This is a genomic window from Cupriavidus sp. IDO, from assembly GCF_000812465.1.
Classification (GTDB): Bacteria; Pseudomonadota; Gammaproteobacteria; order Burkholderiales; family Burkholderiaceae; genus Cupriavidus.
In genome coordinates, this window is the sequence record NZ_JWMA01000015.1 from 63,895 (window position 1) to 88,525 (window position 24,631).

The following is a 24,631-nucleotide window of genomic DNA, read 5'->3' on the forward strand; positions in this document are numbered from 1 at the left end:
CAGGACCCACAGAAATGAAGCGTATTTTCGAAGTCTACCGCTACGATCCGGACAAGGACGCGGCGCCGCGCATGCAAACCTACGAGGTCGAGCTGGACGGCCACGAGCGCATGCTGCTGGACGCACTGGTGAAGCTCAAGAAGCTGGATGAGACGATCTCGTTCCGCCGCTCGTGCCGCGAAGGCGTGTGCGGTTCGGACGCGATGAACATCAACGGCAAGAACGGCCTGGCGTGCCTGACCAATATGCGCGAGCTGCCGGACCGCATCGTGCTGCGTCCGCTGCCCGGCCTGCCGGTCGTGCGCGACCTGATCGTCGACATGACGAACTTCTTCAAGCAGTACAACTCGATCAAGCCGTTCCTGATCAACGACGAGCCGCCGCCCGAGAAGGAGCGTCTGCAGTCGCCGCAGGAACGCGACGAGCTGGACGGCCTGTATGAGTGCATTCTGTGCGCCAGCTGCTCGACGTCGTGCCCGTCGTTCTGGTGGAACCCGGACAAGTTCGTCGGCCCGGCCGGCCTGCTGCAGGCTTACCGCTTCATCGCGGACAGCCGCGACCAGGCCACCAACGAACGTCTGGACAACCTGAACGACCCGTACCGCCTGTTCCGCTGCCACAGCATCATGAACTGCGTGGACGTGTGCCCGAAGGGTCTGAACCCGACCAAGGCCATCGGCAAGATCAAAGAGCTGATGGTTCGCCGCGCTGTTTGATGTAGCGGCTGTAGTGTGTTGTAAGCGGCGCGTCAGCCCGAGCGGCTATATCGGGTGGGCGCGCCGGAAGTGAAAGCCATGACCGAAAGTCTTTCCACCACCTTCTCCCATCAGGCCGACCCGCACCGGCGCGCTCGTTTGCGCTGGCGTGCCCGCCGCGGCCTGCTGGAGAACGACATCATCGTCGAACGTTTTTTCAACCGTTACGAGGAGAGCCTGTCCGACGAGGATGTGGCATCGCTGAGCACGCTGTTCGAGCTGAGCGACAACGAGTTGATGGACCTGCTGCTTGCCCGCAAGGAGCTGGACGGTGAGCTCGACACGCCCCCGATGCAGCGCGTAATTGGCCTGCTGCGTTCGGTCTGAGTTTGGTCAACATTATTATTCACAGTATTAGAAGGAACCGACATGACGCCGTCCGATGTGAAAGCCACGCTATCGTTTTCCGATGGTTCCCCCAGCGTTGAGCTGCCGATCTACAAGGGCACCGTTGGCCCTGACGTAATCGACATTCGCAAGCTGTACGGACAGACCGGCAAGTTCACCTATGACCCCGGTTTCATGTCGACAGCTTCGTGCAACTCCAAGATCACCTATATTGACGGCGACAAGGGCGAGCTGCTGTACCGCGGCTACCCGATCGAGCAGCTGGCGCAGAAGTGCAACCACCTCGAAGTCTGCTACCTGCTGCTGAAGGGTGAGCTGCCCAACGCCAAGCAGAAGGAAGAGTTCACCGGCGCCGTGATGAACCACACCATGGTTCACGAGCAGCTGCAATTCTTCCTGCGCGGTTTCCGCCGCGATGCTCACCCGATGGCCGTGCTGACCGGCCTGGTGGGTGCCATGAGCGCGTTCTACCACGACGCCATGGACATCGATGATCCGCACCAGCGCGAGATCTCGGCCATCCGCCTGATCGCCAAGATGCCGACCCTGGTCGCCATGGCATACAAGTACAACATCGGCCAGCCGTACATCTACCCGCAGAACGACCTGTCCTACTCGGGCAACCTCATGCGCATGATGTTCGGCACGCCGTGCGCCCCGTACACCGTGAACCCGGTGCTGGAGCGCGCGCTGGACCGCATCTTCATCCTGCACGCCGACCACGAGCAGAACGCTTCGACCTCGACCGTGCGCCTGGCCGGCTCGTCGGGCACCAACCCGTTCGCAGCCATCGCCGCCGGCGTGGCCTGCCTGTGGGGCCCGGCCCACGGCGGCGCCAACGAGGCCGCGCTGAAGATGCTGGAAGAGATCGGCAGCGTCGACAACATCAACGAGTTCATCAAGCAGGTCAAGGACAAGAACTCGGGCGTGCGCCTGATGGGCTTCGGCCACCGCGTCTACAAGAACTACGATCCGCGCGCCAAGCTGATGCGCGAAACCTGCCATGAAGTGCTGGAAGAGCTGGGTCTGCACAACGACCCGCTGTTCAAGCTGGCCATGGAGCTGGAAAAGATCGCGCTGGAAGACGAGTACTTCGTCAGCCGCAAGCTGTACCCGAACGTCGACTTCTACTCGGGCATCGTCCAGCGCGCGCTGGGCATCCCGACCTCGCTGTTCACCTGCATCTTCGCGCTGGCCCGCACCCCGGGCTGGATCTCGCAGTGGGAGGAAATGATCACCGATCCGGAATACAAGATCGGTCGTCCGCGCCAGCTGTTCAACGGCGCCGCCACCCGCGACGTGCCGGACCTTGCCAAGCGCTGATCGCTGGGTTTTCATCCAGCTGCGCGACGCAGCAATCACAAACGCCCCGGCCCGCCGGGGCGTTTGTCTTTCTGGGCCGGCGCGGCTTGTGCGCCGCAGCGAGGCAGGAGGCAGGAAATTGCCGGATAAGTGGTGAGAAGCGCAATTTGTGGAGAATTATGTCTCAGTCTGTTGATTCGGTTCCGCATTTATTGTGCGATTTCCGCCTGCGACGGGAGTTTTGACCCTATAATGCGGGCTGCTTTGCCGACGGCAGCCGGGCCACCCTTCCGGCGTGCGGTGCGGCAAGCGGGGCAGGCGAGTCGCTTGCGCAATAGAGAACGCATCAAACGTTGTCTTTCCGAACCTTGGTCCCCAACCCTCAGCGGGACTGACACATGCCGGGCCCCGCATTCAGCTGTCATCTTGCAAGGTCCGTCTTCCGCGTCTCGGGCGTCTTTCTCTGTAGTCCGCGGGTGTTGTTCGATTGCGCAGGTCATACCGTTTCTGCCCGTATGACCCAACAAAAAATCGAGGAGCTCCTGATGACGCTGTCCCGTCTTACTTCCATCTCGCTGGCCGCCGTGCTGGCAACCCTTGGTGCTGCCGCCAACGCCGAAACCGTCAAGATCGCCATCGCCGGCCCGATGAGCGGATCGGTTGCCCAGTATGGCGACATGGTCAAGGCTGGTGCGCTGACCGCCATCGAACAGATCAACGCAGCCGGCGGCGCCGGCGGCAACAAGTTCGAAGCGGTGATGATGGACGACGCCTGCGAGCCGAAGCAGGCTGTGGCGGTTGCCAACAAGGTCGTCAGCCAGGGCATCAAGTACGTGATCGGTCACGTCTGCTCGGGCTCGACCATTCCGGCTTCGGACATCTACGAGAACGAAGGCATCGTGATGGTCACGCCTTCGGCCACCGCGCCGCAGCTGACCGAGACCAGGAAGCGCAAGTACATCTTCCGCACCATCGGCCGCGACGACCAGCAGGGTCCTGCCGCTGCCCAGTACATCATCAGCAAGGTCAAGCCGAAGAAGGTTGCCGTGCTGCATGACAAGCAGTCGTACGGCCAGGGCATCGCCAGCTCGGTCAAGAAGGACCTGGAAGCCGCCAAGATTCCGGTTGCCGTGTTCGAAGGCATCAACGCCGGCGATTCGGACTACTCCGCCGTCATTACCAAGCTCAAGTCGCAGGGCGTGGACTTCGTCTACTTCGGCGGCTACCACCCCGAAATGGGCCTGCTGCTGCGCCAGGCGCGCGAGCAGGGCGTGAAGGCCACCTTCATGGGCCCCGAGGGCGTGGGCAACAAGGATGTGACGGCAATCGCCGGCCCGGCTTCGGACGGCATGCTGGTGACGCTGCCAGCCGACTTCTCGGCCGACCCGGCCAACGCCGGCCTGGTGAAGGCGTTCGCCGACAAGAAGCGTGACGCCAACGGTCCGTTCCAGATGCCGGCCTATGCCGCCGTCAAGATCATCGGCGACGCCATTGCCGGTGCCAAGAGCACCGATCCGACCAAGGTTGCGGCGTACATGCACAAGAACGCCTTCCAGACCCCGATCGGCAAGGTCGAGTACGACGACAAGGGCGACCTGAAGTCGTTCAAGTTCGTGGTCTACACCTGGCACAAGGACGCCACCAAGACCGCCGCCAACTAAGTCGGCGCATTCCCCGCACACGCCCCGCTCGGCAGACGAGCGGGGCGTTCTGGTATCGGGCTTCAAGTTCCTGAGGCTTCCTTCATGAATGAATTCCTTCCACAGTTCACCCAGCAGCTGGTCAACGGCCTGACGCTGGGTGCGATCTATGCGTTGATCGCCATCGGCTACACAATGGTCTACGGCATCATCGGCATGATCAATTTCGCGCACGGCGAGATTTACATGATCGGTGCCTACGTAGGCCTGGTCACGCTCACCGCGATCGGCGCCCAGGCAGGCTACCCCTTGCCGCTGGTGCTGGGCGCCGCCTTGCTGGTCTCGGTGCTGGTCACCGGCGTCTACGGCTTTGCGGTCGAGCGGGTGGCATATCGGCCCTTGCGGGGCGGTCCGCGGCTGGTGCCGCTGATTTCCGCCATCGGCATGTCGATCTTCCTGCAGAACTATGTCCAGATCGGGCAGGGCGCGCGCGACGTGTCCGTGCCGGTGCTGATCTCGGGCGCCATCGAATTCCAGATGGGCAGCGACTTTACCGTGACAGTGCCGTATTCGCGCCTGCTGATCGTCGGCGTGACGCTGGTGCTGATGATCGCGCTGACGCTGTTTATCGGCCATTCGCGCATGGGCCGCGCCTGCCGCGCCTGCGCCGAAGACATGCGCATGGCCAACCTGCTCGGCATCGACACCAACAAGGTGATCTCCTTCACCTTCGTGCTGGGCGCAATGCTGGCTGCGGTGGGCGGCGTGCTGATCGGGCTGACCATCGGCAAGCTCAATCCCTTTATCGGCTTCATTGCCGGCATCAAGGCCTTTACCGCGGCGGTGCTGGGCGGCATCGGCAGCATTCCGGGCGCGATGCTCGGCGGCGTGCTGCTGGGCCTGGCGGAAACCTTCGCCTCGGGCTACATGCCGGCCGAGTACAAGGACGTGGTCGCGTTCAGCCTGCTGGTGCTGGTGCTGCTGTTCCGTCCGACCGGGCTGCTGGGCAAGCCTGATGTGGAAAAGGTCTGAGGGAGGACGAGACATGACTAACAAGATTTCTGCGATGCCGGCCGGACAAGCCGCGCGCGGTGCCGCGCCGGGCCAGTCGCTGAAGAACGCGATTACCGCAGCCGTGATGACGGCCATCCTCACCATTCCCGTCCTTGGCCTGCAGCTCAAGCTGGAAGGCTACAAGGTCGTGCTGGAGCCGCACTGGCGGCCGGTGTGGATCGCCGTGGCGGCGGTCTTCCTGTTCCAGCTGTTCAAGCCGCTGCTGTCGCGTGCCGGCAGCGCCGTGCGCCTGCCGTCGGTGCCGCAGCTTGGTTCGCGCCAGCAACGCGTGGCGGTGTGGGTGCTGCTGGCGGTCGGGCTGGTGTGGCCGTTCTTCGGCTCGCGCGGCGCGGTTGACGTAGCAACGCTGGCGCTGATCTACGTGATCCTTGGCCTGGGCCTGAATATCGTGGTGGGCTATGCCGGCTTGCTCGACCTGGGCTACGTCGGTTTCTACGCCGTGGGCGGCTACACCTATGCGCTGCTCAACCAGTATTTCGGGCTGAGCTTCTGGGAATGCCTGCCGATCGCGGCGGCGATGTCGGCGACCTTCGGCTTCGTGCTCGGCTTCCCCGTGTTGCGCCTGCGCGGTGACTACCTGGCAATCGTGACGCTTGGCTTCGGCGAAATCATCCGCCTGCTGGCCAACAACCTGACCAGCCTGACCGGCGGCCCGGACGGCGTGTCCGGCATTCCGAAGCCGACCGTGTTCGGCATCGAGATGGCGCGCAGCGCGAGCGTGGAGGGCACCAGGACCTTCCACGAACTGCTGGGATGGGACTACAGCGGCCAGCACATGGTGATCTTCCTCTACCTGCTGGCACTGCTGCTGGTCGGCTTCACGCTGTTCGTGACCAGCCGCCTGATCCGCATGCCGATGGGCCGTGCCTGGGAAGCGCTGCGCGACGACGAGATCGCCTGCCGCTCGCTGGGCCTGAACCCGACCCGCATCAAGCTGTCGGCGTTCACGCTGGGCGCCTCCTTCGCCGGCATCGGCGGGGCGTTCTTCGCGGCGCGCCAGGGGCTGGTCAACCCGGAATCGTTCACCTTCATCGAGTCGGCGCTGATCCTCGCCGTGGTGGTGCTGGGCGGCATGGGGTCGCAGCTGGGCGTGATCCTGGCGGCAATCCTGCTGACCGTGCTGCCCGAGGTGGCGCGCGGCTTTGCCGAATATCGCATGCTGATCTTCGGCCTGGTGATGGTGCTGATGATGATGTGGCGTCCGCAGGGCCTGCTGCCCGCGAGCCGTCCCCACGTGGAGTTGCCGCGATGAATACGATGCAGCAAGCGGTGCAACAAACAGAACTGCTCAAAGTCTCGGGCCTGCAGATGCGCTTCGGCGGCCTGCTGGCCGTGGACGGCATTGATTTCGATGTGCGCAGCGACGAGGTCTTCGCCATCATCGGTCCCAACGGCGCCGGCAAGACCACGGTGTTCAACTGCGTGGGCGGCTTCTACAAGCCGACGGCAGGGCAGGTCACGCTGGACGGCCACGCTATCGCCGGCCTGCCGAGCCACCAGGTGGCCCGCAAGGGGCTGGTGCGGACCTTCCAGAACATCCGCCTGTTCAAGTCGCTGACAGTGGTGGAGAACCTGCTGGTTGCGCAGCACCTGCAGGTCAAGTCCGGCCTCCTGCGCGGGCTGTTCGCCACGCCGGCCTACCGCCGCGCCGAGCGCGAGGCGCTGGAGCGTGCCGCGGTCTGGCTGGAGCGCATGGGCCTGACCAAGGTCGCCAACCGCGAGGCGGGCACGCTGTCCTACGGCCACCAGCGGCGCCTGGAGATCGCGCGCTGCATGATCACCAAGCCGCGCCTGCTGATGCTGGATGAGCCCGCTGCCGGCCTGAATCCGCAGGAAAAGATCGAGCTGCAGCAGCTGATCGACCAGCTGCGCCGCGAATTCAGGATCTCCGTGCTGCTGATCGAGCACGACATGAGCCTGGTGATGGGCGTGTCCGACCGCATCCTGGTGATGGAGCACGGCAAGCCGATCGTTACGGCCGCGCCGGAAGCCGTGCGCAACGACCCGCGCGTGATCAAGGCCTACCTGGGAGAGGATTGATGCTGAAGCTGGAACAGGTCCATACCCACTACGGCGCCGTCGAGGCGCTGTCGGGCGTATCGATCGAAGTGAATAAGGGCGAGATCGTCACCCTGATCGGCAGCAATGGCGCCGGCAAGACGACGCTGATGATGACCGTGTGCGGCACGCCGCGCGCGTCCAGGGGCCGCGTGCTGTTCGAGGGGCAGGACATCACCAACCGCTCGACACACGAGATCATGCGGCTCGGCATGGCGATCTCGCCCGAAGGCCGGCGCGTGTTCCCCAGCCTGACGGTGCTGGAAAACCTGAAGATGGGCGCGTTCTTCGCGAAGCGCGACGAGATCGAAGCGGGCGTCGAGCATGTGTTCAAGCTGTTTCCGCGGCTGGACCAGCGCTCGGGCCAGCGCGCCGGCACCATGTCGGGCGGCGAGCAGCAGATGCTGGCAATCGGCCGCGCGCTGATGAGCCGCCCGCGGCTGTTGCTGCTGGACGAGCCCACGCTCGGCCTGGCGCCGCTGATCATCGCGCAGATCTTCGACATCATCCGCACCATTCGTGACGAAGGCGTCACCGTGTTCCTGGTCGAGCAGAACGCCAACAAGGCGCTGCAGGTGGCGGACCGGGGCTACGTGCTGGAAACCGGCAAGGTGGTGCTGGCCGATACCGGCGCCAACCTGCTGGCCAACGACCGCATCAAGGCTGCCTACCTGGGCGGCTGATCCGCAAAAGGCCGTCGTCCCGCCATACGCGGCGGCGACGGCCTGCCTTTTCGTCATCGACGAAATCCCCCTTTCGCCAATCACATTACATTCCAGCCGCCAGCCGGGCCGGGCAGGGGGCTGAACGCCATACCCCCTGTGGCATAATCAATTGCGAAGTCAAGCATCGCAAAAGCGCTCGCTTCAGGCGGCTTCCGGCGCGATCATCGCCATTGTCGCCACACCGCTCGCCGTCGCGACTGAAGCGAAAAAATACCCCTGCAAACTACTGTGCGGTACCTCAGACCTTCCTGCCAGGACGGGTCGCCGGGCCGCCACCGCATCATGGCCAAGACGCTCTACGACAAACTCTGGGATGACCACACCGTCCACGTCGAGGAAGACGGCACCACGCTGCTCTATATCGACCGCCACCTGCTGCATGAAGTGACCAGCCCGCAGGCGTTCGAAGGGCTGAAGATCGCGGAGCGGCCGGTATGGCGCATCAGCGCCAACCTGGCAGTGTCGGATCACAACGTGCCGACCACCGACCGCAGCCAGGGGATTGCCGACCCGGTGTCGAAACTGCAGGTGGATACGCTGGATGCGAACTGCGACAGCTACGGTATCACCCAGTTCAAGATGAACGATCACCGCCAGGGCATCGTCCACGTGATCGGGCCGGAGCAGGGCGCCACGCTGCCGGGCATGACCGTGGTGTGCGGCGACTCGCATACCAGCACGCACGGCGCATTCGGCGCGCTGGCGCACGGCATCGGCACCTCGGAAGTGGAACACGTGCTGGCCACGCAGACGCTGCTGGGCAAGAAGGCCAAGAACATGCTGGTCAAGGTGGAAGGCAAGCTGCCGCGCGGCTGCACCGCCAAGGACATCGTGCTGGCCGTGATCGGCAAGATCGGCACCGCGGGCGGCACCGGCTATACCATCGAGTTCGCCGGCTCGGCCATTCGCGACCTGACCATGGAAGGCCGCATGACCGTCTGCAATATGGCCATCGAAGCGGGCGCGCGCGCCGGCCTGGTGGCGGTGGACGATGTCACGCTGGAATACGTCAAGGGCCGTCCGTACGCGCCGCAGGGCGTGGAATGGGAGCAGGCCGTCGGCTACTGGCGCACGCTGCATTCGGACGCCGGTGCCAAGTTCGACCAGGTGGTGGAACTGCGCGCGGAAGACGTTCGCCCGCAAGTGACCTGGGGCACCTCGCCGGAAATGGTCATCAGCATCGAGGACCGCGTGCCGGACCCCGAGAAGGAGAAGGACCCCAACAAGCGCAACGCCATGGAGCGCGCGCTCGAATACATGGGCCTGCAGCCCAACGTGCCGGTCGAGAGCATCAATATCGACAAGGTGTTCATCGGTTCCTGCACCAACAGCCGCATCGAAGACATGCGCGCCGCCGCGTGGGTGGTGCAGAAGCTCGGTCGCAAGGTTGCATCGAACGTAAAGCTGGCGATGGTGGTGCCGGGTTCGGGCCTGGTCAAGGAACAGGCCGAGCGCGAAGGCCTGGACAAGATCTTCAGGGCTGCCGGCTTTGAATGGCGCGAGCCGGGCTGCTCGATGTGCCTGGCCATGAACGCCGACCGCCTCGATCCGGGCGAGCGCTGCGCGTCGACCTCGAACCGCAACTTCGAGGGCCGCCAGGGCGCAGGCGGACGCACGCACCTGGTGAGCCCGGCGATGGCAGCGGCTGCCGCCATCGAAGGCCACTTCGTCGATATCCGCAAGCTGGGCTGAGCGCAACGATGAAGAGGACCCTGATCGCATTGCTGGCATGCCTCGGCATGCTGCAGCTTGCCGGCTGCAACACCATGGCCGGCCTGGGCAAGGACACGCAGGCCGCCGGCAGCTCGCTCGAGCGCGCGGCCAAGAGGTAAGGAAAGAGACATGGACAAGTTCACCGTACACAGCGGCCTCGTGGCGCCGCTCGACCGCGAAAACGTCGACACCGACGCCATCATCCCGAAGCAGTTCCTGAAGTCGATCCAGCGCACCGGCTTTGGCCCCAACCTGTTCGACGAATGGCGTTACAAGGACGTCGGCCAGCCCGGCATGGACAACAGCAAGCGTCCGCTGAACCCGGACTTCGTGCTGAACCAGCCGCGCTACCAGGGCGCTTCGATCCTGCTGGCGCGCCGCAACTTCGGCTGCGGCAGCTCGCGCGAGCATGCGCCGTGGGCGCTGACGCAATATGGCTTCCGCGCCGTGATCGCGCCGAGCTTCGCCGACATCTTCTTCAACAACTGCTACAAGAACGGCCTGCTGCCGGTGGTGCTGACCGAACAACAGGTCGACCACCTGTTCAACGAGACCAACGCCTTCAACGGCTACAAGCTGACCATCGACCTGGACAAGCAGGTGGTGCTCACGCCGTCGGGCCAGGCCTACGAGTTCGACATCGCCCCGTTCCGCAAGTACTGCATGCTCAACGGCTTCGACGACATCGGCCTGACCCTGCGTCACGCCGACAAGATCAAGGCGTATGAGGCCGAGCGCGTGGCCAAAATGCCGTGGCTGAACAACCGCCTGGTTGGCTGAACTCCATACGCACATAACAAGGAAGACGCACAGCATGAAAATCGCAGTCCTGCCGGGTGACGGCATTGGTCCCGAGATCGTCGCGGAGGCCGTCAAGGTCCTGAACGCCCTCGACGAAAAGTTCGAAATGGAAACCGCGCCGGTGGGCGGCGCCGGCTACGAGGCCGAAGGCCATCCGCTGCCGGAAAACACCCTGAAGCTGGCCAAGGAAGCCGACGCCATCCTGTTCGGCGCGGTGGGCGACTGGAAGTACGACAGCCTGGATCGTCCGCTGCGGCCCGAGCAGGCCATCCTCGGCCTGCGCAAGCACCTGCAGCTGTTCGCCAACTTCCGTCCGGCGATCTGCTATCCGGAACTGACCGGCGCCTCCAGCCTGAAGCCCGAGCTGGTGGCCGGCCTGGATATCCTGATCGTGCGCGAGCTGAACGGGGACATCTACTTCGGCCAGCCGCGCGGCGTGCGCGAAGCGCCGGACGGCCTGTTCAAGGGCGCCCGCGAAGGCTTCGACACCATGCGCTACAGCGAGCCGGAGATCCGCCGCATCGCCCACGTGGCCTTCCAGGCCGCGGCCAAGCGCGGCAAGAAGCTGTGCAGCGTCGACAAGGCCAACGTGCTCGAGACCTTCCAGTTCTGGAAGGACATCGTGATCGATGTGCACAAGGAATACCCGGAGGTCGAGCTGTCGCACATGTACGTGGACAACGCGGCCATGCAGCTGGTCAAGGCGCCCAAGAGCTTCGACGTGATCGTCACCGGCAATATGTTCGGCGACATCCTGTCGGACGAGGCGGCCATGCTGACCGGCTCGATCGGCATGCTGCCATCGGCTTCGCTGGATGCCAACAACAAGGGCCTGTACGAGCCGTCGCATGGCTCGGCACCGGACATCGCGGGCAAGGGCGTGGCCAATCCGCTGGCTACCATCCTGTCGGCGGCCATGATGCTGCGCTACTCGCTGAACAAGGCCGGGCAGGCTGACCGCATCGAGAATGCCGTCAAGAAGGTGCTGGCCCAGGGCTATCGCACCGGCGACATCCTGACGCCGGGCTGCAAGCAGGTTGGCACCCGCGAGATGGGTGACGCGGTGCTGGCGGCACTGTAAGTCACATGCGAACGGGCTCCGCGTGAGTGGTGCCCGTTCTTTTATTTGTCCCTGTTTTCCACGCTGCGGCGGCGCCGCAAAATCGTGTAAACTCCGCGAATGGCCCGATTTTCCCAGTCCACCCTGACTGCTGCTGTTGCCCTGACCGCTACCCGCGGCCCGGTCGGCACGATTTCGCCCGGCCAATCTGCAACGACGATTAAAAGCACTATTAAAACCGCGATCGCCTAGATCCGTTCGTCGTGCCTGCCCGTCTTCCCCGCGCAGCCACGCCGGGCGAGGAAAATGGCGGGGAAGTTCAAATCACATCGAGGTAAGTCATGATTGTAGGTCTCGTCGGTTGGCGGGGAATGGTCGGCAGCGTCCTGATGCAGCGCATGCAGGAAGAGCGTGATTTCGACCATATCGAGCCCGTTTTCTTCAGCACGTCCAATGCCGGCGGCAAGGCGCCCGCCATGGCCAGGAACGAAACCACGCTGAAAGATGCCAACGATATCGAAGCACTGAAGAAGTGCGACGTGGTCCTGACCGCCCAGGGCGGCGACTACACCAACGAGGTCTTTCCCAAGCTGCGCGCGGCCGGCTGGAAGGGCTACTGGATCGACGCGGCGTCCTCGCTGCGCATGAAGGACGATGCCATCATCGTGCTGGATCCGGTCAACCAGGGTGTGATCAAGGATGCCCTGTCCAAGGGTGTGAAGAATTTCATCGGCGGCAACTGCACGGTCAGCTGCATGCTGATGGGTCTGGGCGGCCTGTTCGAGGCTGACCTGATCGAGTGGATGACTTCGATGACGTACCAGGCCGCTTCGGGCGGCGGTGCACAGCATATGCGCGAGCTGTTGACCCAGTTCGGCACGCTGAACGCGTCGGTCAAGCCGCTGCTGGATGACCCGGCTTCGGCCATTCTCGAGATCGACCGCAAGATCCTGGCGACCCAGCATGGCCTGTCCGCCGAGGAAACCAGGCAGTTCGGCGTGCCGCTGGCCGGCAACCTGATTCCCTGGATCGACAAGGACCTGGGCAACGGCCAGTCCAGGGAAGAGTGGAAGGGCGGCGCCGAGACCAACAAGATCCTGGGCCGCGGCGAGGGCTTCCTGGGTGCGACCGGCGCCACGCCGATCGCCGTGGACGGCCTGTGCGTGCGCATCGGCGCGATGCGCTGCCACTCGCAGGCGCTGACCATCAAGCTGCGCAAGGACGTGCCGCTGGACGAGATCGAAGGCATGCTGGCGACCCACAACCCGTGGGCAAAGGTGGTGCCGAACACGCGCGAGGCGAGCATGACCGACCTCACGCCGGCTGCCGTGACCGGCACGCTGACCATTCCGGTCGGCCGACTGCGCAAGATGCAGATGGGCGGCGAGTACCTGTCGGCCTTCACCGTGGGCGACCAGTTGCTGTGGGGCGCCGCCGAGCCGCTGCGCCGTATGCTGCGCATTCTGATCGAATCCTGAGTCCCGCCTCCGGATGCCAATTGCCTGGTTGCTTTCGTTGCGGCCAGGCAACAGAATGTATCGCTTTGCCCGCAACGCCGCGCCCATGCGCGGCGTTGTTGTATCCGGCTGCCTTTTTTCCCGGGCGATGCGTCACAATACGCCGGCATGCGCCCGGCATCCGCTTTGGCCGATGCCGGCACGCGAGCTGGGAAGGGCTCGGTCAGAACGCCCGCTTGCTGCGCCTGGTTTCTTTTGGGTCGGGGTCTATTTCGTTACTAGAACATAACTAACGGAGCACAAGGTGAGTGTGAGCCAACATCGCCGGAAAGATGCGCCTACTGTCCGTCAGCGCTGGTCAACGCTGGCCGTGACGGCTATCGGCCTGCTGCTTGCGCAGCCTGCCGCGTACGCCGCGGGGTTCGGGCAATTGCGGGTACAGTCGAATCTGGGGCAGCCGCTACAGGCTGAAATCGACATCAGCGGCGTCAGCGCCGACGAAGCGGCCGGGCTGAGCATCAAGCTCGCTTCCCCGGACGCCTATGCCAGGGCCGGACTGACGTACCTGCCCGCCGTCAGCAGCCTGCGCCTAGATATCGAGCGACGCCCGAACGGCAGCTATGTCGCACGTGTGCGGTCGAACCAGCCGATCAGCGAGCCGTTTGTCGACATCCTGGTCGACATGAGCTGGTCGAGCGGCAAAGTTTCCCGCGCTTACACCTTCCTGCTTGACCCCGCCGGGGCCAAGGCCTCGAACCAGACTTTCTCGCCGACGACCGTGGTGCCGGCCGCAACGCCTGACGCGCCGCCGAGCGTGCCGGCACCAGCGGCCGCCACGGCCGATGCCGCGCCGGCCGCCGCTCAGCCTGCGCCGCAACCGGCGCAGGCTGCCCAGCAGCCTCGGCCAGCGCGCCAGGCGGCAACGCCCAGGCGCGCGCCTGTCGCCGATGCCGGAGAAAAGGCCCCCGGCGCGGGTTACACCGTGCAGCGCGGCGATACGCTCTACGCGATCGCCGGCGATGCCATGCAGGGTCAGGAATCGGTCTCGCTCGACCAGATGCTGCTGGCGCTCTATCGCAACAATCCCAATGCCTTCATCGGCGGCAATATCAACCGGCTCAGGTCGGGTGCCGTGCTGAAGGTGCCGTCCCGGCAGGAAGCGCAGGCGGTGACGCCAAAGGCCGCCCGCCGCGAGGTGGTTGCCCGCACCCAAGGCTTCGATGCCTATCGCAGCCGGCTGGCCAGCGCCGCGGCCGCCAAGGCGGTCGAGGCCGACAGCGGGCGCGAGCATTCGGGCAACGTCACGGCACGCGTGCAGGAGCAGGCGGCGCCTGCTGCCGGCCCGCGCGACGAGCTCAAGCTGAGCAAGGCGGAGCGCGGCGCGCAGGCCAACGCAACGGCTCAGGCCGAAGCCAATGTCGCGCGCGACCGTCAGTTGAAGGAAGCCGAGGCCAAGATGGCCCAGCTCGAGAAGAACGTTGGCGACATGCAGCGGCTGCTCGAACTGAAGAACGGCGAGATTGCCAAGTTGTCGCAGGCCAACCAGGCCGCGCAGGCCGAGAAGGAAAAGGCTCAGGCTCAGGCAAAGCCCGAAGCGACTGCACCGACCGTCGTCGCTGCACAGCCGCCCAAGGCGGATGTACCCAACGCTGCCGCGCCCGCTGTCGCCGCTGCTGCGCCCGCTGTCGCTACTACTGCCGCGGCCAGCGGTGCAGCACCGGAAGCCGCCGCACCTGCGGTTGCAACTGCCGCGGCTCCCGCCTCGGCGCCGGCGGCAACTGCAAGCGCGGCGCAGGCCAGCGCGCCGGCATCGGCGCCGGCAGCCAAGCGCCCGCCGGTGGTGGTGCAGGCCGAGCCGGCTCCGCAGCCCTCGTTCCTGGATGGCCTGCTGGCCAACCCGACGTTGCTGCCAGGCGGCGGCCTGCTGATCGCGCTGCTGGGCGGCTATGCGATCTACCGGCGTCGGCAGCAGCAAAAGACGAGCGATTCCGCCGGCTTCGGCGACAGCATCCTGTCGCAGGAAAGCACGGTGATGGCTGGCGCCAATTCGCTCTTCGGCACCGCGGGCGGGCAGAGTGTCGATACCTCGCAGCACAGCGTGTTCGGTGCGGATTTCCGCATCGGCAACAACACGCCGGAAGCCAATGAGGTCGACCCGATCGCCGAGGCCGAGGTCTATATCGCCTACGGGCGCGATGTGCAGGCGGAAGAAATCCTGCGCGAAGCCTTGCAGAAAAACCCGGAGCAACAGCCGGTCAGGCTGAAGCTCCTGGAGATTTACAGTAATCGTCAGGATGTGGAAGGGTTCCGCGTGATTGCAGAAGAAATGTTCGCCCAGACCGGCGGACACGGAGCGGAATGGCTGAAAGCCGCGGAAATGGGCCGGGCCCTCGATGCGGGCAATGCAATGTACCTGGCGGTAACGCCGGATGCCGGCGCCGGTCCGGAAACATCGACCCCGGCGTCGGACCAGTGGCGCACGCGGGATCCGTCGCTGGATCCGGCTGCCCAGCCGCGCGAGCCCGCGCTGGGCGACCTGGCATTGCCGCTGGATGCCTTCCCGGCACCGGCCGCGGGCGACCCGATCGTGGCGCCGGAGTCGGCCTCACTGGTGTTCGGCAATGAGAATCCGCTTGCCGAGCCGGTCATGCGCCTGGACAGCGGCCTGGATTTCGACATGCCGGCAGGTGAATCCGACCCGCTGGCCGACGTGCCGCGCCTGGATACCCCGGCGCTGGATACGCCGACGCTGTCGCGTCCATTGGACTTCGACATGCCGGACATCTCGCTCGACCTGAATGCGGACGCCCAGGCCGATGCCCGCTCGCTGGCCGAATCCACGGTGCCGCTGCCGTCGCCGACCATGATGCGCAACGGCAAGCTGACCGAGCCGATCGACCTGACGCGGATTTCCGGTGAGAACGTGTCGGACACCGCGCGCGGCGTTTCGCCGAGTACGCTCTCGTCGGACGGCATGGACGGCGGGCGCGATATGCAGATCAAGCTCGACCTGGCCCGCGCCTACATCGAGATCGGCGACAAGGAAGGGGCCCGCGAGCTGCTGCAGGAAGTGGTGGAACAGTCGCAGGACAGCCTGCAGGCCGAAGCCCGGTCGCTGCTGCTCGAGGTGGCCTGAGCTATCATTGATGGCCCGGGCGGCGGCACGCTGTGCCGTGGCCCGAAGCGATGCGCCGGAAGCGTCCCTTCCGGCGCATTTTCTTTTGGCGCTTGCAGCGTGCAGCGCCAGCAGGTCCAAAGCAATTCGCCGCCCCGCATCCACATCGCTACATGAATCGCATCGCACTCGGCCTCCACTACGACGGCGCCGCCTTCTCGGGCTGGCAGTCGCAGCCGCACCGCAACACCGTGCAGGACCATCTGGAAGACGCCATCGAGCGCTTTGCCGGCGTGCGCCTGCCGACCACGGTGGCGGGCCGGACGGACACTGGCGTGCATGCGCTGGGGCAGGTGATCCATCTCGAAACGGAACTGGAGCGCGAGCTGTTCTCCTGGGTGCGCGGCGTCAACGCCTTCCTGCCGCCATCGATCGCGCTTCAGTGGGCGCGCAAGGTCGACGAGAGCTTCCATGCGCGCTTCCTGGCCTATGAGCGCATGTACTATTACGCGCTCTATGTCGGCCCGCACCGGGTGCCGCTGATTCATGGCCGCGCCGGCTATCTGATGCTGCCGCCAGGCCAGCGGCTCGACGTCGACGCCATGCGCACGGCAGCCGCCTGCCTGATCGGCGAGCACGACTTTTCTGCCTTCCGTGCCGCCGAATGCCAGGCCAAGTCGCCGGTCAAGACCATGTACGATGTGACGCTGAAGGCCGACGGCAACTGGGTGTTCCTGCGTTTTCGCGCCAGCGCCTTCCTGCACCATATGGTCCGCAACCTCATGGGTTGCCTGGTGGCGGTGGGGCGGGGGCGGTATCCGCCCGAATGGCTGGCCCAGGTGCTGGCGGGGCGCGACCGCCGGCTGGCGGCGCCCACCTTCATGCCGGACGGGTTGTACCTGGCTGACGTGAAGTATCCTGAGGCTTACCAGATCCCGGCGGTCGATCCCTCCGCCAGCCTGTTCCATGGAGTGTTTCGCGATGACGAGGCCTGAGCGCACCCGCATCAAGATCTGCGGCCTGACGCGCGAGGACGATGTCCGCGCCGCGGTGGATGCCGGCGCAGATGCCATCGGCCTGGTGTTCTACCCGGGCAGCCCGCGGTTTGTCGATGTGGCGCGCGCTGCCGCGCTGGCCGATGCGGCCGGGCCCTTCGTCTCCATCGTCGGCCTGTTCGTCAATGCGGACGTGGAGGAGATCGCCCATGTTGCCGAGCGCGTGCCGCTGACGCTGCTTCAGCTCCACGGCGACGAAACCCCGCAGTTCTGCACGCAGGCCGCCCAGCGCTGCCGGCTGCCGTTCCTGCGCGCCGCCCGTGTCCGGCCGGGTCTCGATTTGGTAGAATTCGCCGATCACTATCGTGATGCCGCTGCCTTGCTGCTCGATGCCTTCGTGGAAGGCTACGGCGGTGGCGGCCACGTCTTCGACTGGACCCTGATTCCCCCGGCATGGCTTCCGCACGACCATCCGTCCACCGGCAACCCGAACGCAAACGGCGCTCCTCGCATCGTTTTGAGTGGTGGGTTGAACGCGCAAAACGTCGCTGGCGCGATTGAACGCGTGCGGCCGTACGCTGTTGACGTCAGCAGTGGCGTCGAGGCCGCAAAGGGCGTGAAGGATCATGCCCGCATCGCCGCGTTCGTGCGCGCTGTCCGCAGTACCGAGGCAGGATGATCCGGGTCGCTCCGCGACAAGTTCCGAATGCCGCCCGTAGCCTGCCGGCGCGGGCACCGCACATCGCTGTCAACTTTGCGCCCTTGCTTTCCGATGCAAGGCCGCAGTTCTGAAGAGTCTAGACATGTACGACTTGCCCGATTCCCGTGGCCATTTCGGCCCCTATGGCGGCACCTTCGTTTCCGAAACCCTGGTTCACGCGCTCGATGAGCTGCGCGAGGCTTATGCCCACTACCAGAAGGATGCCGATTTCGACGCGGAATACCGCCGCGAGCTGAAGCACTTCGTCGGCCGTCCGTCGCCGATCTACCATGCGCAGCGCTGGAGCGAGATGCTCGGCGGCGCGCAGATCTACCTCAAGCGCGAAGACCTGAACCACACCGGCGCCCACAAGATCAACAACGTCATCGGCCAGGCCCTGCTCGCCAAGCGCATGGGCAAGCGCCGCGTGATCGCCGAGACCGGGGCAGGGCAGCACGGCGTGGCCACGGCCACCATCGCGGCGCGCTTCGGCATGGAGTGCGTGGTCTACATGGGCTCCGAGGACGTCAAGCGCCAGGCTGCCAACGTCTATCGCATGAAGCTGCTGGGCGCCACCGTGGTGCCGGTGGAAAGCGGCTCGCGCACGCTCAAGGACGCGCTCAACGAGGCCATGCGCGACTGGGTGACCAATGTCGAGACCACGTTCTACATCATCGGCACGGTTGCGGGTCCGCATCCGTATCCGATGATGGTGCGCGATTTCCAGTGCGTGATCGGTGAAGAGGCCAAGGTGCAGATGCCGGAGATGACCGGCCGCCAGCCGGATGCCGTGATCGCCTGCGTGGGCGGCGGTTCCAATGCCATGGGCATCTTCTACCCGTACATCGAGCACGAGGACGTGCAGCTGATCGGCGTGGAAGCCGCCGGCGATGGCCTGGACACCGGCCGTCACGCGGCGTCGCTGATCGGTGGTTCGCCGGGCGTGCTGCACGGTAACCGTACCTACCTGCTGCAGGACGACAACGGCCAGATCATCGAGACCCATTCGGTTTCGGCGGGCCTGGACTACCCCGGCGTCGGCCCCGAGCATGCCTGGCTCAAGGACACCGGCCGGGCCCAGTACGTGCCGATTACCGATGAAGAGGCACTGAAGGCGTTCCACGACTGCTGCCGCATCGAGGGCATCATCCCCGCGCTGGAGTCGAGCCATGCCATCGCCTACGCGTGCAAGCTGGCGCCGACGCTGCCCAAGGACAAGCTGTTGCTGGTCAACCTGTCCGGGCGCGGCGACAAGGACATGCACACCGTGGCCGAGCGTTCGGGGCTGAAGCTCTGATGCGCACGCTGCCACCTGAACCTTCGTTGTTCGATGGCGCCGACGGCGGAGCTCCGGCCTCGCCGGTCGGGCCGGACGCGCCGACCTGGCAACTGTTCGAAGAGGATATGTTCGAGGGCATTGCCCGCCTGCCCGACGGCTCCGTGGACCTGATCGTCGCCGATCCGCCGTACGGCCTGGGCAAGGACTACGGCAATGATTCCGACCTGCTGTCCGGCCAGGCCTACCTGGACTGGTCGGAGCGCTGGATGGATGCGGTCGTGCCCAAGCTGGCACCCAAGGGCACGCTCTATCTCTTCTGCACCTGGCAATACTCGCCCGAGCTGTTCGTCATGCTCAAGCGGCGCCTGACCATGATCAACGAGATCATCTGGGACCGGCGCGTGCCGAGCATGGGCGGCACCACGCGCAAGTATTCGTCGGTGCACGACAACATCGGCTTCTTCGGCAAGGCGCGCGACTACTACTTCGACCTGGATCCCGTGCGGATTCCGTACGATCCCGAGACCAAGAAGGCGCGCAGCCGCCCGCGTTTCGAAGGCAAGAAGTGGCTGGAGGTCGGCTACAACCCCAAGGACCTGTGGAGCATCTCGCGCATTCACCGCCAGGATCCGGAGCGTGCCGACCATCCTACGCAGAAGCCGCTGGAGATTGTCGAGCGGATGGTGCTGTCGAGTTGCCCGCCAGGCGGGCTGGTGCTGGACCCGTTCGCGGGCAGCGGCACCACGGCGGTGGCGTGCCTGCGCCACGGCCGGCGCTTTGCCGGCTTCGAGATCAATCCCGACTATGTGCGCGTGGCGCACAAGCGCATTGCCGCCACCATGCCGCTGTCGCGGCCGGCGGACGCGAACCCAACCCCTGCCGCCGCCAACGACGATGCCTCGCCGGTGCCGCGGCCTCACCTGATTCCCTGATATGTCCCGTATCCAGAAGACGTTCGCGGCACTGGCCGCGCAGCAGAAGAAGGGCCTGATTCCGTTTATCACCGCGGGCGATCCCGAGCCGGGGCTCACCGTGGAACTGATGCATGCACTGGTGGCCGGCGGCGCCGACGTGATCGAACTCGGTGTGCCGTTTTCCGATCCGATGGCCGATGGCCCGGTGATCCAGCGCGCCTCCGAGCGCGCCCTTGCGCAAGGCGTTTCGCTGACGCAGGTGCTGCAATGGGTGCGCGAATTCCGCCAGACCAATGCGGATACGCCGGTGGTGCTGATGGGCTACGCCAACCCGATCGAGCGCATGGGCGAAGAGGCCTTCGCCACCGCCGCTCGCGCGGCCGGCGTCGATGGCGTGCTGGTGGTCGACTATCCGCCCGAGGAGTGCGAGTCGTTCGCCGCACTGATGCGCGCCAACCAGATGGATCCGATCTTCCTGCTGGCGCCGACCTCGACCGACGACCGCATCGAAGCCGTGGCGAAGGTGGCCAGCGGCTATCTCTACTACGTGTCGCTCAAGGGCGTGACGGGTTCCGCCACGCTCGACCTGGACAGCGTGGCTGCGCGCATCCCGCTGATCAAGCGTCATGCCAACCTGCCGGTCGGCGTCGGCTTCGGCATCCGCGATGCGCAGACCGCGCGCGCGATCGGCAGCGTGGCGGATGCGGTCGTGATCGGCAGCCGCCTGGTGCAACTGCTGGAAGATGCGCCGCGCGCGCAGGCGGTACAATCGCTGCGCTCGTTTATCGCGGAAATTCGCCAGGCGCTTGATAGCTGAAGGTGATCTGTTGCCGACACCTGAGCCACTATTTAGTGGCTCAGGATGCACAAGGCGCGCGTTTTGCTTCGGCCAGACGCGGTCGGCGTGGTAAATTCGCGGCCTGATTCCCTGCCGTTCCTGTGCCGTTCCGCAATTGCGGAGATCGGCGAGGCCGCGGCAGCTATCCGAAAGGAGCTTTCATGAGCTGGTTGGATAAACTCCTGCCCCCCAAGATTCAACAGACCGACCCCTCCACCCGCAAGGGCATTCCGGAAGGGCTGTGGGTCAAGTGCCCGTCGTGCGAGTCCACGCTGTACCGGACCGACGTCGAGGCCAACCTGCACGTCTGCCCCAAGTGCGACCACCATATGCGCATTGGCGCGCGCGCGCGCCTGGACGCGCTGCTGGACGCCGAAGGCCGCTATGAGATCGGCCAGGAAATCGTGCCGGTCGACGCCCTGAAGTTCAAGGATTCCAAGAAGTACCCGGACCGCATCAAGGCGGCCATGGAAGACACCGGCGAGACCGATGCCATGGTCGTGATGGGCGGCGCCATCCACACCGTTCCGGTGGTGGTGAGCTGCTTCGAGTTCGAGTTCATGGGCGGTTCGATGGGCTCCGTGGTCGGCGAGCGCTTCGTCCGTGGCGCGCAGGCCGCGCTGGAGCAGAAGGTCCCGTTCATCTGCTTTACCGCCACCGGCGGCGCGCGCATGCAGGAAAGCCTGCTGTCGCTGCTGCAGATGGCCAAGACCACGTCGATGCTGAACCACCTGACGGCCGCCAAGCTGCCGTTCATCAGCGTGCTGACCGACCCGACCATGGGTGGCGTGTCCGCCAGCTTCGCCTTCCTGGGCGATGTGGTGATCGCCGAGCCCAAGGCACTGATCGGCTTTGCCGGCCCGCGCGTGATCGAGCAGACCGTGCGCGAGAAGCTGCCGGAGGGCTTCCAGCGCGCCGAGTTCCTGTTGCAGAAGGGCGCCATCGACATGATCGTCGACCGCCGCAAGCTGCGCAGCGAACTGGCCCAGTTGCTGGCGCTGCTGCAAAAGCAACCGGCGGATGCGGTCGCATAAATTGCATTGAATGATCGGAGCGAGGGCGCGGGTGGTTGACGCGCCTTTCGCTTTTCTTGGGCGTCGCCGCGGCGTTTGCATGCTGCCGGCGCCCTTGACTTTGAGGCCTGCTGGCCGAATCTAGTAGCAAAGCTTTCCAAGCCCCTCATGCCAGTCTTCCATACCCTTCCCGAATGGTTGTCCCATCTCGAAACCGCCCACCCGGTGGGCATCGACATGGGCCTGACCCGGATCACCCGCGTCAAGGAAGCCCTCGGGCTGCGCATCGACGCCGTGGTTTTCACCGTCGGTGGCACCAACGGAAAGGGCTCCACCTGCGCCATCCTGGAGCGCATCCTGCTGGAAGCGGGCTACAAGGTCGGCTGCCATACGTCGCCGCACCTGATCTCGTTCAACGAGCGCGCGCGCATCAACGGCGAGTTTGCGACCGATGCCGAGCTGCTGCCGCACTTTGAGGCGGTGGAGCGCGCGCGCAACAGCTACGCGGACCCGGTCAGCCTGACCTACTTCGAGTTCACCACGCTGGCGATCATCCATGCCTTCGCTGCGGCCGGCCTGGACGCGATCATCCTGGAAGTGGGGCTGGGCGGCCGTCTGGATGCGGTCAACGTGATCGATACGGACTGCGCGATTATCACCAGCGTGGATATCGACCACACTCAGTACCTGGGCAACACGCGGGAAGAAATCGGCTTTGAAAAGGCCGGCATTTTCCGGCCCGGCGTGCCCGCGATCTGCGGCGATCCGGTGCCGCCCAAATCGCTGGTGGAGCATGCGGAGGCCATCGGTGCCGACCTGTGGCTGGTGGGGCGCGATTTCAACTTCCGGGCCGCTAAGGGCCAGGAGCGTCAGCAATGGGACTGGAGCGGCCGCGAGCGCAAGCTCAACGGTCTGGGCTACCCGGCGCTGCGCGGCGCCAACCAGCTGCTGAACGCTTCGGCGGCGCTGGCGGCGCTGCAGGCCTTGCGTCCGCGCCTGCCGGTCAGTGCGCAGGAAGTGCGCAACGGGCTGGCGTTCGTGGAACTGCCGGGGCGCTTCCAGGTGCTGCCGGGGCGTCCCGCCGTGATCCTCGATGTGGCGCACAACCCGCATGCAGCGGCCACGCTGGGGCAGAACCTGGAGAACATGGGCTTCTTCCGGTACACCTATGCAGTGTTCGGCGCCATGCAGGACAAGGACATCGCCGGCGTGCTGCGCCACGTGGCCGACAAGGTGGACCACTGGTGTCTGTGCGACCTTCCGACCGAGCGCGCCGCGCCTGCCGCGGAGCTGCTTGCGAAGCTGGAAGAGGGCGGTTTCCAGGCGGGCCCGGACGCGACCGCTGCCTGCTTTTCGAGCCCGGAGGCGGCATTTCGCGATGCCATCGAGAGAGCGACCGAGAATGATAGAATTCTGGTCTTCGGATCGTTCTATACCGTTGCCGGCGTGATGGCGTACCGCGCCACGCAGGCGCACTGATGTGACAGTGCACGCGGTAATGCGCGATAACTGAGCCACAAACTCAACGGCTGGCCGCAACCAGCCGTCGCACCGAACCAATCTATGGGCCTGCTTTCGCTGTTTTCTTCCCGCAAGGGCAACGACCCGGCACCAGAGCGTGCGCGCCGTCAGCGTACCGATCCGGGTGCAGGCATCGCCTCGTCGCGCCGGCTGGCGGAGGAATATGCCGACGACACGCTCGACCCGGAATTCCCGCAGAAGCAGCGCGCGCGCCGCCGCCTGATCGGCGCCGTGGTGCTGGTGGTGGCCGCGGTCATCGTGCTGCCCATCATCTTTGAAACCAAGCCTCGCCCGGTGTCTGAAGACGTATCGGTGAAAGTCTCCGGCGGGCAGGGCACCGCGCAGAAACCCAAGGTCGAGCCCCGCAAGGCCGATCCGCTGCCGCCCGCCCCGCAGGCCCGCTCCGATGCCGACGCGCTGGACGCCGGCGAGGAACTGGTCAGCGCGCCCGCCAAGCCTGCTGCCGACAAGCCCGCCACCCGTGCCGAGGCCAAGCCCGCCGAATCCAGGCCTGCTGACGCAAAGACCGCGGAAGCCAAGCCGCAGGGCAGCGGCAAATTCCTGATCCTGATTGGCGCCTTCTCGTCGGAAGAGAAGGCGAAAAACTGGCTGGCCAAGCTCAAGGCGAGCAAGGTGCCGGCATACATCGAGAAGAAAGTGCTGGCCGACGGCGAGCGCGTGCTGCTGCGCGCCGGTCCCTTCAGTGACCGTGACGCCGCCGATGCTGCCGACAAGCGCGTGCGCGCCACGGGGCTGACGTCGAAGGTGATAGAACAGTGACGCCAGCGCGGGGCACGCGGTGCGGCCCCGCTTGAACGATGCAGCCAACTTTTTTTGACTATGGCGTGGCCTTCATCCTGATCGCCTCCAGCCTGATCGGTGTGCTGCGCGGCCTGGTCCGCGAGGTGCTGTCGCTGATCGGCTGGGTGGTGGCGTTCTGGGTGGCATATCGCTATGGCGCTGTTGCCGCGGGTTGGATGCCCGAGTCATTGCCGGGCGGAGAACTGGCCCGGCACGCGCTTGGATTCGTGGTGCTGCTGATCGGCACCGTTATCGGCGCGGCGCTGGCTGGCACGGTGTTCGGCCAGTTGCTCGAGAGCACCGGGCTGAAGCCGGCGGATCGCGGCCTCGGGCTGGTGTTCGGGCTGATGCGCGGTGCGCTGGTGGTGATGCTGGTGGTGACGCTGGCCGGGCTCACCAAGTTGCCGGAAGAGGCCTTCTGGCGCGACGCCGTGACGCGTCCCTATGTGATGCAGGCGATGGAGTCGCTCAGGCCCTGGCTGCCTCCGGAGCTGGCCAGATACGTGAAGACATGAGGCCGGG

23 protein-coding genes are annotated in these 24,631 nt (G+C 65.3%); all 23 read left to right on the forward strand.

Translation table 11 applies throughout. The annotated features are described in order from the left end of the window. The first annotated feature begins 14 nt into the window (after positions 1-14). On the forward strand, positions 15-716 hold the full coding sequence (locus RM96_RS05540; RefSeq protein WP_039008575.1) for a succinate dehydrogenase iron-sulfur subunit: 702 nt from the start codon (positions 15-17) through the stop codon (positions 714-716). 78 nt (positions 717-794) lie between these two features. Continuing rightward, complete coding sequence (locus tag RM96_RS05545) at positions 795-1,082, forward strand: FAD assembly factor SdhE (RefSeq protein WP_039008576.1); 288 nt, start codon at positions 795-797, stop codon at positions 1,080-1,082. A gap of 42 nt (positions 1,083-1,124) precedes the next feature. Beyond that, a complete protein-coding gene (gene gltA / locus RM96_RS05550; RefSeq protein ID WP_039008578.1) occupies positions 1,125-2,426 on the forward strand; it encodes a citrate synthase in 1,302 nt (433 codons plus the stop codon). A gap of 524 nt (positions 2,427-2,950) precedes the next feature. Continuing rightward, positions 2,951-4,066 carry a branched-chain amino acid ABC transporter substrate-binding protein gene (locus RM96_RS05555; protein WP_039008580.1) on the forward strand — a complete coding sequence of 372 codons (1,116 nt, stop codon included), beginning with the start codon at positions 2,951-2,953 and terminating at the stop codon, positions 4,064-4,066. Positions 4,067-4,150: 84 nt separating this feature from the next. Further along, the gene (gene livH / locus RM96_RS05560) at positions 4,151-5,077 is read left to right on the forward strand and encodes a high-affinity branched-chain amino acid ABC transporter permease LivH (protein ID WP_039008582.1); all 927 of its coding nucleotides are present in this window, start codon (positions 4,151-4,153) and stop codon (positions 5,075-5,077) included. Between the two features lie 13 nt (positions 5,078-5,090). After that, the gene (locus tag RM96_RS05565; RefSeq protein ID WP_039008584.1) at positions 5,091-6,371 is read left to right on the forward strand and encodes a high-affinity branched-chain amino acid ABC transporter permease LivM; all 1,281 of its coding nucleotides are present in this window, start codon (positions 5,091-5,093) and stop codon (positions 6,369-6,371) included. Positions 6,372-6,376: 5 nt separating this feature from the next. Then, a complete protein-coding gene (livG, locus tag RM96_RS05570; RefSeq protein ID WP_039008644.1) occupies positions 6,377-7,159 on the forward strand; it encodes a high-affinity branched-chain amino acid ABC transporter ATP-binding protein LivG in 783 nt (260 codons plus the stop codon). Then, the gene (locus RM96_RS05575; protein WP_039008586.1) at positions 7,159-7,860 is read left to right on the forward strand and encodes an ABC transporter ATP-binding protein; all 702 of its coding nucleotides are present in this window, start codon (positions 7,159-7,161) and stop codon (positions 7,858-7,860) included. The genes livG and RM96_RS05575 overlap by 1 nt, the downstream gene beginning before the upstream one ends. A gap of 324 nt (positions 7,861-8,184) precedes the next feature. Beyond that, positions 8,185-9,594 (forward strand): 3-isopropylmalate dehydratase large subunit, encoded by a 1,410-nt coding sequence (gene leuC, locus RM96_RS05580; RefSeq protein WP_039008588.1) that lies wholly within the window; start codon positions 8,185-8,187, stop codon positions 9,592-9,594. A gap of 8 nt (positions 9,595-9,602) precedes the next feature. Next, on the forward strand, positions 9,603-9,734 hold the full coding sequence (locus RM96_RS05585) for an entericidin A/B family lipoprotein (RefSeq protein ID WP_039008591.1): 132 nt from the start codon (positions 9,603-9,605) through the stop codon (positions 9,732-9,734). Between the two features lie 10 nt (positions 9,735-9,744). Then, positions 9,745-10,395, forward strand: a complete 651-nt coding sequence (gene leuD / locus RM96_RS05590) for a 3-isopropylmalate dehydratase small subunit (RefSeq protein WP_039008596.1) — start codon at positions 9,745-9,747, stop codon at positions 10,393-10,395. Positions 10,396-10,429: 34 nt separating this feature from the next. After that, positions 10,430-11,497 carry a 3-isopropylmalate dehydrogenase gene (leuB, locus tag RM96_RS05595; RefSeq protein WP_039008598.1) on the forward strand — a complete coding sequence of 356 codons (1,068 nt, stop codon included), beginning with the start codon at positions 10,430-10,432 and terminating at the stop codon, positions 11,495-11,497. A 320-nt stretch (positions 11,498-11,817) separates the two neighbouring features. Then, positions 11,818-12,954: an aspartate-semialdehyde dehydrogenase gene (gene asd / locus RM96_RS05600; RefSeq protein WP_039008600.1), complete on the forward strand. Its 1,137-nt coding sequence runs from the start codon at positions 11,818-11,820 to the stop codon at positions 12,952-12,954. Positions 12,955-13,237: 283 nt separating this feature from the next. Next, entirely contained in the window at positions 13,238-16,069 is a 2,832-nt protein-coding gene (locus RM96_RS05605; protein ID WP_039008602.1) for a FimV/HubP family polar landmark protein, read from the forward strand. A gap of 152 nt (positions 16,070-16,221) precedes the next feature. After that, positions 16,222-17,043 (forward strand): tRNA pseudouridine(38-40) synthase TruA, encoded by an 822-nt coding sequence (gene truA / locus RM96_RS05610; protein ID WP_039008604.1) that lies wholly within the window; start codon positions 16,222-16,224, stop codon positions 17,041-17,043. After that, positions 17,030-17,722 (forward strand): phosphoribosylanthranilate isomerase, encoded by a 693-nt coding sequence (locus tag RM96_RS05615; RefSeq protein ID WP_052279343.1) that lies wholly within the window; start codon positions 17,030-17,032, stop codon positions 17,720-17,722. Before truA ends, RM96_RS05615 begins: the two co-directional genes overlap by 14 nt. Positions 17,723-17,846: 124 nt before the next feature. Next, a complete protein-coding gene (trpB, locus tag RM96_RS05620) occupies positions 17,847-19,040 on the forward strand; it encodes a tryptophan synthase subunit beta (RefSeq protein ID WP_039008609.1) in 1,194 nt (397 codons plus the stop codon). Further along, a complete protein-coding gene (locus RM96_RS05625) occupies positions 19,040-19,954 on the forward strand; it encodes a DNA-methyltransferase (RefSeq protein WP_039008610.1) in 915 nt (304 codons plus the stop codon). The genes trpB and RM96_RS05625 overlap by 1 nt, the downstream gene beginning before the upstream one ends. Position 19,955: 1 nt before the next feature. Continuing rightward, positions 19,956-20,753 carry a tryptophan synthase subunit alpha gene (gene trpA, locus RM96_RS05630; protein WP_039008612.1) on the forward strand — a complete coding sequence of 266 codons (798 nt, stop codon included), beginning with the start codon at positions 19,956-19,958 and terminating at the stop codon, positions 20,751-20,753. A gap of 182 nt (positions 20,754-20,935) precedes the next feature. After that, entirely contained in the window at positions 20,936-21,808 is an 873-nt protein-coding gene (gene accD / locus RM96_RS05635; RefSeq protein WP_039008614.1) for an acetyl-CoA carboxylase, carboxyltransferase subunit beta, read from the forward strand. 147 nt (positions 21,809-21,955) lie between these two features. After that, complete coding sequence (gene folC / locus RM96_RS05640) at positions 21,956-23,266, forward strand: bifunctional tetrahydrofolate synthase/dihydrofolate synthase (RefSeq protein ID WP_039008616.1); 1,311 nt, start codon at positions 21,956-21,958, stop codon at positions 23,264-23,266. An 84-nt stretch (positions 23,267-23,350) separates the two neighbouring features. Next, positions 23,351-24,088: an SPOR domain-containing protein gene (locus RM96_RS05645; protein WP_039008617.1), complete on the forward strand. Its 738-nt coding sequence runs from the start codon at positions 23,351-23,353 to the stop codon at positions 24,086-24,088. A gap of 38 nt (positions 24,089-24,126) precedes the next feature. Then, on the forward strand, positions 24,127-24,624 hold the full coding sequence (locus tag RM96_RS05650; protein WP_039008619.1) for a CvpA family protein: 498 nt from the start codon (positions 24,127-24,129) through the stop codon (positions 24,622-24,624). Positions 24,625-24,631 lie beyond the last annotated feature (7 nt).